This is a genomic window from Xanthomonas sp. F14, from assembly GCF_014199865.1.
Window position 1 is genome coordinate 154,474 of record NZ_JACHOM010000001.1, and the last position, 10,833, is coordinate 165,306.

Genomic DNA, 10,833 nt, shown 5'->3' on the forward strand with positions numbered 1-10,833 from the left:
GGCATGTCCGGAATCCGCAGCTGCCTGGAGCGCCTGTCACGTCGTGTTGTCCAGACTCGACCCGGTAGGAGCGCACCCGGGCGCGACGGGCCTTACCGGCGGACCCCGCTGATTGCCGTTGATAGTCAGTCGCCATATGGATTCCCCCTAGCGCAGAACGCGGCAACCGCCGATATCCCGCGTGGTCCAAGGCCGCCAGCATCGCGCCATGGCCAACACCAACTCTCCAGGGCATCGCGCGCTGCGCCGCGGCAGGCAGTCTTCGCCTAACAGCGTTTACCTGCTGACCACCACGACATGGCAGCGTCGTGCCGTGTTCGCAGATTTTTTGCTTGCAGCAACCGCCTGCCGGGCATTCACCGCAGCAACGCCTTGCGATGCCAGGCTGCTGGCCTGGGTGTTGATGCCGGATCATGCACATTGGCTGTTGCAGCTGGGGAGCGTCACCGCGTTGGCCGACGCCGTGTCCCGCATGAAAGCGTGCGTAGCGCGTTCGGTGAACGATCAGTGGCAGCATCACGCACCGGTCTGGAGCCGCAGCTACCACGACCACGCGTTGCGCAAAGACGACGACCTGCACGCAGCCGCGCGTTACCTCATCGCCAATCCGCTCCGGGCCGGGCTGGTCACCCACATCGGTGATTATCCGTTCTGGGATGCGATCTGGCTCTGAGCGTCGAGCCGCCAGCAGGCCTAGTGCATGCCCACCGTTTGCCACGCGCCGCCGCGTAGGAGCGCACCTGGGCGCGACCGGCTTTATCGGGAATGCCTGTCGCGCCCAGGTGCGCTCCTACTGGGTGGGTTTGTCGGGGGTTGCCTGTGGTGGATCGGATGATGGTGCTTTGGGCGGTCTGCAGGTTTGACTAGGCTCGCTACGTTGCCGCGTAGGAGCGCACCTGGGCGCGACCGGCTTTACCGGGAATGCCCGTCGCGCCCGGGTGCGCTCCTACGGGGTGGGTTTGTCGGGGGTTGCCTGTCGTGGATCGGACGATGGTGCTTTGGGCGGTCTGTAGGTTTGACTAGGCTCGCCACGTTGCCGCGTAGGAGCGCACCCGGGCGCGACAGGCTCTACCGGGAATGCTTGTCGCGCCCGGGTGCGCTCCTACGCGGGGGGCGTGGAGGGCGCTGACGCGGCACACTGCAGTTCCCCACGTCCTGGTGTTGCTGATGCATGAATTTCTGTCCGCGTTGTGCCTGATCGCCGTCATCGAAGGCCTGTTGCTGTTTGCCGCGCCCACCGCCTGGAAACGCATGGTCGAGCAACTGTTCAGTCTGCCCACCGCGCAACTGCGTGCGATTGGTGGTGTGACGTTGGTGCTGGGCGCGATCGCGCTGTGGGTGGTGCGTCACTGAGTGGGTGGTCCATTCCGACTGCAGCGGGCAGCGTAGGAGCGCACCTGGGCGCGACGGCGTTACCGGTAATGCCGGTCGCGCCCAGGTGCGCTCCTACGAGCCATTGGGGTTGTCGCGACGGGATCTCCCGGGCTAGGGGCCGGCAGCGCTCGGAGCACCGCGTAACCGACGGCCAGCCGCAATCTGACCAGCCCCCGATCCGCCGGCCGCCAGGGGTAGTGCACGTCACCGGAAACCCGGATAATGCACAAAAGCCGGCCGGGCACGCTCACACAGGGCACCTCGTTCGGCTTTTTCCGTGTCAGGGCTTCACGCGCCGCTGCAACGCTCCCCGATGGAGCCGCGCGCCAGGCGGCGCCGCCAGCCGTGAACCGGTCCCATCCCGCGGCCCCGATGGCCGCAGCAAAACTCAGGAGTTCACCCGTCATGGGTCAGTCAGTTGTCGTGCTCGGTGCCCAGTGGGGCGATGAAGGCAAAGGCAAGATCGTCGATCTGCTCACCGAAGAGATCGGTGCGGTGGTCCGCTTCCAGGGTGGCCACAATGCCGGCCACACGCTCGTCATCAACGGCAAGAAGACCGTCTTGCATCTGATTCCGTCTGGCATCCTGCGCGACGACGCGCTGTGCCTGATCGGCAATGGCGTGGTGATCTCCCCGGCCGCGCTGATCAAGGAAATCAGCGAGCTGGAAGGTGCCGGCGTGGAAGTGCGCTCGCGCCTGAAGATCTCCCCGGCCGCGCCGTTGATCATGCCGTACCACATCGCCCTGGATCAGGCGCGCGAGAAGGCCGCCGGCGGCAAGGCCATCGGCACCACCGGCCGCGGTATCGGCCCGGCGTACGAAGACAAGGTTGCCCGCCGCGGTATCCGCATCGCCGACCTGCATTACCCGCCGCAGCTGGAAGAACTGCTGCGCACCGCGCTGGACTACCACAACTTCGTGCTGACCAAGTACCTGGGCGTGGAAGCGGTGGACTTCCAGAAGACCTTCGACGAAGCGCTGGCCTTCGGCGACTACGTGCAGCCGATGAAGTCGGACGTGGCCGGCATCCTGCATGACCTGCGCAAGCAGGGTAAGCGCGTGCTGTTCGAAGGCGCGCAGGGCGCGCTGCTGGACATCGACCACGGCACCTATCCGTACGTCACCAGCTCCAACACCACCGTGGGCGGCGCACTGGCCGGCACCGGCGTGGGCGCCGATGCGATCGACTACGTGCTGGGCATCGCCAAGGCCTACGCCACCCGCGTGGGTGGCGGCCCGTTCCCGACCGAGCTGGACGACGCAGTGGGCCAGGGCATCCGCGACCGCGGTGCCGAGTACGGCGCCTCCACCGGCCGCCCGCGCCGCTGCGGCTGGATGGACATCGTTGCGCTCAAGCGTGCGGTGGCCATCAACGGCATCTCCGGCCTGTGCATCACCAAGCTCGACGTGCTCGACGGCATGGAAAAGCTCAAGGTCTGCATCGCCTACGAATACCGCGGCAAGCGTACCGAATACGCCCCGCTGGACGCGCAGGGCTGGGAAGAGTGCACCCCGGTGTACCTGGAGTTCCCGGGCTGGACCGAAAACACCCACGGCATCACCGAGTGGGACAAGCTGCCGGTGGCCGCGCGTGCCTACCTGCGCGCGCTGGAAGAACTGGCCGGCTGCCCGATCTCGATCGTCTCCACCGGCCCGGATCGTGACCACACGATGGTGCTGCAGGATCCGTTCGCCTGATCGGCTGACGCCAGACGCGGCATCGTCCAACGGCCCGGCTTGTCCGGGCCGTTGGCATTTGAGGATTGCTGAGATTTGCCATGACTTCCGGCGGTGCCTGCGCGCACCGTTCCGGCGGATCATCCGCGGCCTGGCGCCGCTTGCCTGCCCACTTCGCCCACATCGAGAATTTCCCATGCGTCTTCCCCTGGTGACCGCCATCGCACTGGCCCTGGTCGGTACAAGTCCGGCCGCCTCCGTGCTCGCCGCCACGCCCGCGCCGCCGAGCGCCGCCGCCTCGTCCATCACCACCCAGTTGCCGCGCACGGCCAAGCCCACGCATTACGCGGTGGAGATCACGCCGCATGCGGACAAGATGACGTTCGACGGCAAGGTCGCCATCGACGTCAGCGTGCTGCAGGCCACCGATCGCATCGTGTTGCAGGCGGCCAACCTGAGCTTTGCGCGGGGCACGCTCACGCAAAAAGGCGGCAAGCCGCAAGCTGCCAAGGTCAGCACCGATGCCGAGGCGCAGACCGCCACGTTCGCGTTCGACAAACCGCTGGCAGTGGGCGAGTACGTGCTGTCCATCGACTACAGCGGCGTGATCAACACGCAGGCCAACGGCTTGTTCGCGCTGGATTACACCACCGCGCAAGGTGCGCGCCGCGCGTTGTTCACCCAGTTTGAAAACTCCGATGCGCGCCGCTTCATTCCTTCCTGGGACGAGCCCAACTTCAAGGCCACCTTCGACCTGGCGATCAATGCGCCGGCCGGGCAGATGGCAGTGAGCAACATGCCGGTGGCCTCGTCCAAGCCGGGCGCAAACGGGCGCACCCGCATCGCGTTCCAGACCTCGCCCAAGATGTCCACGTACCTGCTGTTCGTCAGCGTGGGCGATTTCGAACGTGCCACCGTCACCGCCGACAACGGCACCGAGATCGGCGTGATCGCGCAGAAGGGCAAGGTGGACCAGGCGCAGTTCGCGCTGGAATCCGGCCGCGACGTGCTGCACGAATACAACGCCTACTTCGGCATCCCGTACCCGCTGCCCAAGCTGGACAACATCGCCGCGCCCGGGCGCAGCCAGTTCTTCAGCGCCATGGAAAACTGGGGTGCGATCTTCACCTTCGAATACTCGTTGTTGCTGGATCCGGCGGTGGCCAACATCGACACCAAGCAAGGCGTGTTCACCGTTGCCGCGCATGAGATCGCGCACCAGTGGTTTGGCAACCTGGTGACCATGGCGTGGTGGGACGACCTGTGGCTCAACGAAGGCTTCGCCAACTGGATGGAAGCGCGCACCACGGCAAAACTGCATCCGGAATGGGATATCGACAAGACCGGCCCGGCGCTGAAGAGCCGCGCGGCGATGCGGCGCGATGCGTATGCGACCACCCACCCGGTGGTGCAGCACGTGGCCACCGTGGAGCAGGCCAGCCAGGCCTTCGACGCCATCACCTACCAGAAGGGCGAGGCGGTGATTGCCATGCTGGAAGACTACGTGGGCTCGGACCACTGGCGCACCGGCGTGCGCAGCTACATCAAGCAACACCAGTACGGCAACGCGGTGACCGACCAGTTGTGGCAGCAGATCGACGCGGTGGCCCCGGGCAAGCAATTCACCCAGGTGGCGCACGACTTCACGCTGCAGCCGGGCGTGCCGTTGATCAAGGCCAGTAGCCGCTGCGTCGGCGGCCAGACTGCGGTGACGCTGGAGCAGGGCGAGTTCACGCTGGACCGCCCCGACAAGCAGCCGTTGCGCTGGCATGTGCCGGTCGTCCTGCGCAGCGGCGATGGCGCGCCGGTGCGCGTGCTGGTAGACGGCACGGCCCAGGTGCAGGTGCCCGGCTGCGAGGCGCCGGTGGTGGTCAATGCCGGGCAAAAGGGCTACTTCCGCACCTGGTATGCGCCCGCGCAGTTCAAGGCGCTGACCGACAGGTTTGGACTGCTGCCGGTGGTGGACCAGGTGGGCGTGTTGAACGACACCAATGCACTGGCCGGTGCCGGCGTGCAGGCGCAGGCCGATGTGCTGGATCTCACCGCCCAGGTGGCGGCAGGCGCATCGCCCGATGTCTGGGACATGGTGGCCAGCATCTACGACGATGTGGATGGCAGCTTCGAGCGCGACCCGGCTGCGCGCGCCACGTGGCGTGCCTATGCCGTACCGCGCCTGTCGGCCGAATTCGCAACGCTGGGCTGGGACAACCGCGCTGGCGATTCGGCGCAGATCCAGCAGTTGCGTACCCGCCTGATCGCCACCCTCAGCCACATGGGCGATGCCGCCGTGATCGCCGAGGCACGCAGGCGCTTTGCCGCCTTCCAGGCCAACCCCGCCTCGCTGTCGCCGGAACTGCGCGACAGCGTGCTGGGCGCGGTTGCGCACAATGCCGACGCCGCCACCTGGGACGCCTTGCATGCCTTGGCCAGGCAGGAAACCTCGTCGATGGTGCGCGACACCTATTACGACTTCCTCTCCATGCCCAACGACGAGGCACTGGCCAGGCGCGCGCTGGAACTGGCGTTGACAGCCGAGCCGGGCGCCACCACCGGTGCGAGCATGATCGACCGGGTCGCTTCCCGGCACCCGGAACTTGCCTTCGACTTCGCGGTGGCGCATCGCACGCAGGTGGACACCCTGGTGGACTCCACCTCGCGTGCCCGCTACTACCCCGGCCTGGGCATGGACTCGGCCGAACTTGCCACCGCCGACCGGATCAAGGCCTATGCCGAGCAGTACATCGCGCCGACCTCGCGGCAGGCCGCAGACAACGCCGTCAACACGATCCAGACGCGGGTGAAGCTGCGGGCGGCGTCGCTGCCGCAGATCAAGGCATGGTTGAAGGCGCGCAAGCGCTGAGCGTTGCGGTCATCGCAGCACAGGAAACAGCCCGGTCTTGCCGGGCTTTTTCTTTGCCGCGCCGGCAGTCACCTGGAGGTGGGGAGCGAGGCCGCCGAGCAGCGTGATGCCGGCATCGTGGCGTCCGGGAAGACCATCGCCTGGGACGACATGCGTGGCCATCTGGAAAAGCGCATGGTCGGCGAGCCGGCAAAGCGTCCCACGGCTCGCAAACTAGCCCGGTAGCATGGTGCGTATCGCGCTGGCACCGGAGGTTGCACAAGATCTTGAGCGGATCTTCGACCAGCTCCAGCGCCATGAGGCCGCACATGTCGCAGCACGCCTGCACGAGATCATTGCGGCCATCGATGTGCTGGAAACCAATCCGCTGATCGGCCGGCCGGCGGCGGCAGGTGCGAACTGGTGATCGGTCACGGCGCGCACGGCAATCTGGCGCTGTACTGCCATGTCGCGCAGATCGACACGGTGTTTGTGCTGGCCGTTCGCTCGCAACGTGAGGCGGGCTTTGCGGGGCCGTGATGTTCGCAGTTCCCTCATCGCCGTAGCCAAGGCAGACGTCGCCGCGTCATGCCCCAAACGCACCATCGATCGTATGCATCGCCCCGGTGACAAAGCTCGCTTCCGGGCCAGCCAGCCAGGCCACCATGCCGGCCACTTCGTCGGCGCGGCCGTGGCGTTTGATTGCCATGAAGCTGTGCATCAGGTCTTTCATCGGCCCGTTTTCCGGGTTGGCGTCGGTATCGATCGGGCCCGGTTGCACCACGTTGATGGTGATGCCACGCGGCCCGAAGTCGCGGGCCAGCCCGCGCGCCAGCCCTTGCAGCGCGGATTTGCTCAGCGCGTAGGACGCCATGCCGGGCAGCGGCATGCGGTCGCCGTTGACCGAGCCGATCACGATGATCCGCCCGCCGGTCGGCATCTGCCGCGCTGCCTCCACGGCGGCGTGGTAGGGCGCGTGCACGTTGATGCGGAACAGCCGGTCCACCGCGTCCGGATCCTGGTCCAGCGCATCGCCGAACAGCGCGATGCCGGAGTTGACCACCAGCACATCCAGCGGCCCGCTGCGGCGCACCGTGTCGATGACCGCATCGCGGTCAGCGCTGTCGGCCAGCACCGCGGTGCTGCCGGTGTCACCGGCCAGGCGCTGCGCCGCCTCGGCAGAGCCGGCATAGGTAAACGTCACCCGCGCGCCCTCGGCCACAAAGCGCCGCACGATGGCGGCCCCAATCCCCCGGCTGCCACCAAGCACTAATACCGACTTGTCTTTGAACGCTGACATGCATAACCTCGCAATTAATGTAGCGAGTAATACATAATAGATTTCGCTTGCCGTCAAGATTTTTGTAACTATGACTACAGAAACCCCCCGGGCCCGCGGCCGGCCGCGCGCATTCGACCCGGACCAAGCGGTCGCCACCGCGCAGCAGCTGTTTCATGCGCGCGGCTACGACGCACTGAGCGTGGCCGACCTCACCCAGGCGCTGGGCATCAACCCGCCAAGTTTCTACGCCGCCTTCGGCAGCAAGGCCGGCCTGTACGCGCGCATCCTCGACCGCTACGCGCAGACCGGGGCCATCCCGTTGCCGCAGATTCTGGACGCCAGCCGCCCGCTGGCCGACGCCCTGGCCGACGTACTGGAGCAGGCCGCCCGCTGCTACGCCGCAGACCCCGCTGCCACCGGCTGCCTGGTGCTGGAAGGCACGCGCAGCAACGACGCGCAGGCACGTGAGGCCGCCTGCAGTTTTCATGTCGCAGCCCAGGAGTTGATTCGCTCCCACATCGCCAGGCAGTGCCCGCACGACGCAGACCGGCTGGCGGATTTCGTCAGCACCACCATGGCCGGGCTGTCCGCCAGCGCCCGGCATGGGCAGAGCCTGGAGCGTCTGTTGGCGAGTGCGCGGTTGGCGGGGGAGGCGCTTCGGGTGGCGCTGCGGGGAACTGGGTGAGCGTGTCTGGCTTTCGCTTTTGAGCGGTAGACCCTCGTTTAGTTAGAGCGCTCAGCAAAGATCGCTTGCAAAAACAGCTCGCTCGCTGGATATTCCATATTCCGGAATATGGAATAAGGCGGGCTGAGCTGTGGAACTGAAGCCCCAGGATCTGGTGGTGCTGTACAAGCGGGTCGCCCAGGCGGGTCAGGTCTGGACGTATGCATCCCTTGGAGAAGCGCTGGGCATGAGCCCGTCTCAGGTGCATCGCAGCGTCAAGCGCGCGGTGGCATCCGGCTTGGCGCTGGAAAAAGGCCGCGGCGAGTGGGAGACGGTACGCACGGCGCTGCATGAGTTCGCGGTTCACGGTGTGCGTTACGCCTTTCCTGCCGTCATCGGGCCGCTAAGGCGTGGCATTCCTACGGCCTTCGGCGTGCCCCCACTGTCCATTGCCATTTCCAGCTCCCCAGGGGATGCACCGGTGTGGCCAAGCGCGCAGGGCACGGCCAAAGGCCCCAGCTTGTTGCCGTTGTCGGCCGGTGTGCCCAACGCTGCGCTGGCCGACCCTGCCTTGCACCAACTGCTGGCGCTGCAGGACGCCCTACGTAGCGGGCGTGCCCGCGAGCGCACGCTGGCAGCAAGCTATCTCAAACAACTGCTGAGGCTTGGCGATGCGCTCTGACGATCCTAATTTGCCGCACCTGCTTGTGATTGCGAATGCATTGGGCGAGCTTTGCGAACACGTAGTCTTCCTCGGCGGAGCAGTCGTTGGCCTGCTGGTATCCGATCCATTGGCGGAAAGCGTCCGCGCCACCTATGGCGTCGATGCGGTGGTCAATCTTGATTGGTCCCGGTTCCGCGGTATCGAGGCGCGTGTGGAATCGCAGGGCTTTGCGCGCGAGATGCAGAGCGGTGTCGTCTGCCGCTGGGTACACGAAGCGTCGGGCGTCCTCTTCGACCTGATGCCGGTGGATGCCGGCGTGCTTGGCTTCTCCAACCGCTGGTACGCCCATGCTGTAGAGACGGCCCAAGTGGTGGCCTTGAGCGATCGCCTGTCCATCCGCTTGGTGACAGCCACAGCATTCGTGGCGACCAAGCTCGAAGCCTTCGTTACCCGAGGCAACAGTGACTTCCTTTCCAGTCACGACCTGGAGGACGTCCTCAATGTCGTCGATGGCCGGGCCGAGCTGGTAGAAGAGTTTGCCGTGGAGCATGCACACCTTCGGCATTGGGTGGCCGGCGTGTTTGTGGGGCTAGTGGATAACCCGGCGTTTGTGAATGCGTTGCCGGGATTGGTTGCCGAACCGGAGCGCGCAAGCGTCGTGCTTCAGCGCCTACGTACCATTGCATCAGCGTAGCTGCGACATCGTCGGCTTAGGTTTGCAAAGAAAACCTTGAAGCACCGCCGCCCGCTTGCGATGATGCATCGCAATTGCAACGCACTGGATCTGCCATGAAATCCGCATCTCTTCCATCGCTCCGGGTAGACCCGGCGCTGCGCCAAGCGGCCGAAGCCGTGTTGCAGGAGGGTGAGACGCTTTCCAGCTTTGTCGAGCACTCCGTGCGCGCCCAGGTGCAGCAGCGCCAGCAGCAGGAAGCCTTCATCGCACGCGGGCTGGCCTCGCGTGACAGCGCCAAGGCATCCAACCAGTACATCGACGCGAAGGATGTGCTGGCCGGGCTGCAGTCCAAACTGGACAAGGCGCGCAAGGGCTAAGCCAACGTGGGATTTTCTGTCCGCTTCACTCAGCAGGCGCGCGAGGATCTCGCGCGCCTTTACGACTGGCTGCTACAGCGTGCCGAAGGCGACCTCACCGTGGCCGAACGTGCGCTGCAGGCCATCGGCGACGGCGTCGCCGTGCTTGAACTGGCCCCTTTGAGCTGCCGCAAGGCGGGGGTGGCGGACCCGTTCTTGCGCGAGCTGGTGATCGGTTTCGGTGCCAGCGGCTACGTGCTGCTGTTTGAGGTGGAAAGCGATCAGGTCGTCACCGTTTTGGCAGTCAGGCATCAGCGTGAAGACGACTATTATTAAACACGGCGTTAGCGCCCACGTCGCGCCACAGGGGAAGTAGATGGCCAATATCAGCAGGCGCCGCACGGGGGAATTGACCCGTGCGCTGTTCCATATCCTCAAGACCCAGCCGGAGGGCATGCGCGCCGCAGACGCGCTGGCCGCACTGGAAAAGCAGGTCGTGCTCACCGAGTACGAAGCGGGCGACTACGAAACCGGCGGCCGTCGCTTCGAGAAGATCGTGCGCTTCAGCACCGTGGCGCCGGTCAAGGCCGGCTGGCTGGTCAAGGACAAAGGCATCTGGACCCTCACGCCAGAGGGCGAAGCGGCGCTGCACGCGTACCCCGATCCGGAGCAGTTCATCCGCACGGTGGGGCAGCTCTACAAGAAGTGGAAGAGCGCCCAGCCCGTCGCCGACGAGGTCGACGATCCCGAAGGCGAGCTCACCGAGGAATCGGCCAGCATCACGCTGGAAGAAGCCGAAGAAATGGCATGGGCCGAGATCGAGGCGTACCTCGCCGCGATGCCGCCGTACGACTTCCAGGAGCTCGTGGCCTCGCTGCTACGGGCGATGGGCTACCACGTCGCCTGGGTCGCACCGCCGGGCAAGGACGGTGGCACCGACATCATTGCCTACAACGACCCACTCGGCACCCGCCCGCCGCGCATCAAGGTGCAGGTCAAGCGCAATGCCAACTCGCCGAGGATCGATGTGACGGGCCTGCGCAGCTTTATGGCCGTTCTGGGAGATGGCGATGTCGGCCTGTTCGTGGCCCTGTCAGGTTTTACAAAAGATGCCGACTACGAAGCGCGCCAGTCGCATCGTCGGATCAACCTGATCGACGCGCGCCGGCTCGTGGAGCTATGGACCACGCACTATGCGCAATTGGACGATAGCGCGCGTACTCGCCTGCCGCTCAAGCCGGTGTGGTTCTTGGCTGGTGACGATTAGTAGCATGCCGGCTGAAATTTTTTTCGTCTGAATT

General features: G+C 65.7%; 13 protein-coding genes. 11 read left to right on the forward strand and 2 right to left on the reverse strand.

What is annotated here, in order from left to right; all coding sequences use genetic code 11:
* The first annotated feature begins 208 nt into the window (after positions 1 to 208).
* The 4 genes from GGR73_RS00790 to GGR73_RS00805 all read left to right on the forward strand — a co-directional run bounded on the left by GGR73_RS00790 (position 209) and on the right by GGR73_RS00805 (position 5,911).
* Positions 209 to 673 (forward strand): REP-associated tyrosine transposase, encoded by a 465-nt coding sequence (locus GGR73_RS00790; protein ID WP_184455223.1) that lies wholly within the window; start codon positions 209 to 211, stop codon positions 671 to 673.
* 494 nt (positions 674 to 1,167) lie between these two features.
* Positions 1,168 to 1,353: a DUF2065 domain-containing protein gene (locus GGR73_RS00795; protein ID WP_039510765.1), complete on the forward strand. Its 186-nt coding sequence runs from the start codon at positions 1,168 to 1,170 to the stop codon at positions 1,351 to 1,353.
* Between the two features lie 426 nt (positions 1,354 to 1,779).
* Positions 1,780 to 3,072 (forward strand): adenylosuccinate synthase, encoded by a 1,293-nt coding sequence (locus GGR73_RS00800; RefSeq protein WP_046341959.1) that lies wholly within the window; start codon positions 1,780 to 1,782, stop codon positions 3,070 to 3,072.
* A 175-nt stretch (positions 3,073 to 3,247) separates the two neighbouring features.
* Positions 3,248 to 5,911: a M1 family metallopeptidase gene (locus GGR73_RS00805; RefSeq protein ID WP_184455225.1), complete on the forward strand. Its 2,664-nt coding sequence runs from the start codon at positions 3,248 to 3,250 to the stop codon at positions 5,909 to 5,911.
* Between the two features lie 9 nt (positions 5,912 to 5,920).
* On the opposite strand, the gene GGR73_RS00810 is transcribed toward GGR73_RS00805, so the two are convergent.
* Complete coding sequence (locus GGR73_RS00810) at positions 5,921 to 6,073, reverse strand: hypothetical protein (RefSeq protein WP_157935124.1); 153 nt, start codon at positions 6,071 to 6,073, stop codon at positions 5,921 to 5,923.
* A gap of 67 nt (positions 6,074 to 6,140) precedes the next feature.
* Between GGR73_RS00810 and GGR73_RS20240 the strand changes: the two genes are divergently transcribed.
* Entirely contained in the window at positions 6,141 to 6,317 is a 177-nt protein-coding gene (locus tag GGR73_RS20240; RefSeq protein ID WP_456362900.1) for a type II toxin-antitoxin system RelE/ParE family toxin, read from the forward strand.
* A gap of 159 nt (positions 6,318 to 6,476) precedes the next feature.
* On the opposite strand, the gene bdcA is transcribed toward GGR73_RS20240, so the two are convergent.
* Positions 6,477 to 7,190, reverse strand: coding sequence for an SDR family oxidoreductase (gene bdcA / locus GGR73_RS00820; protein WP_047125826.1), 714 nt, complete (start codon positions 7,188 to 7,190; stop codon positions 6,477 to 6,479).
* Positions 7,191 to 7,260: 70 nt separating this feature from the next.
* On the opposite strand from bdcA, the gene GGR73_RS00825 reads away from it, so the two are divergent.
* The 6 genes from GGR73_RS00825 to GGR73_RS00850 all read left to right on the forward strand — a co-directional run bounded on the left by GGR73_RS00825 (position 7,261) and on the right by GGR73_RS00850 (position 10,799).
* Positions 7,261 to 7,857: a TetR/AcrR family transcriptional regulator gene (locus GGR73_RS00825; protein WP_184455227.1), complete on the forward strand. Its 597-nt coding sequence runs from the start codon at positions 7,261 to 7,263 to the stop codon at positions 7,855 to 7,857.
* 130 nt (positions 7,858 to 7,987) lie between these two features.
* Complete coding sequence (locus GGR73_RS00830; RefSeq protein WP_184455229.1) at positions 7,988 to 8,518, forward strand: MarR family transcriptional regulator; 531 nt, start codon at positions 7,988 to 7,990, stop codon at positions 8,516 to 8,518.
* Positions 8,508 to 9,194 (forward strand): hypothetical protein, encoded by a 687-nt coding sequence (locus GGR73_RS00835; protein WP_456362901.1) that lies wholly within the window; start codon positions 8,508 to 8,510, stop codon positions 9,192 to 9,194. Before GGR73_RS00830 ends, GGR73_RS00835 begins: the two co-directional genes overlap by 11 nt.
* Positions 9,195 to 9,289: 95 nt before the next feature.
* Complete coding sequence (locus tag GGR73_RS00840) at positions 9,290 to 9,553, forward strand: YlcI/YnfO family protein (protein ID WP_184455231.1); 264 nt, start codon at positions 9,290 to 9,292, stop codon at positions 9,551 to 9,553.
* A 6-nt stretch (positions 9,554 to 9,559) separates the two neighbouring features.
* On the forward strand, positions 9,560 to 9,868 hold the full coding sequence (locus GGR73_RS00845; protein WP_184455233.1) for a type II toxin-antitoxin system RelE/ParE family toxin: 309 nt from the start codon (positions 9,560 to 9,562) through the stop codon (positions 9,866 to 9,868).
* A 40-nt stretch (positions 9,869 to 9,908) separates the two neighbouring features.
* Positions 9,909 to 10,799 carry a restriction endonuclease gene (locus tag GGR73_RS00850; RefSeq protein ID WP_184455235.1) on the forward strand — a complete coding sequence of 297 codons (891 nt, stop codon included), beginning with the start codon at positions 9,909 to 9,911 and terminating at the stop codon, positions 10,797 to 10,799.
* Positions 10,800 to 10,833: the final 34 nt, after the last annotated feature.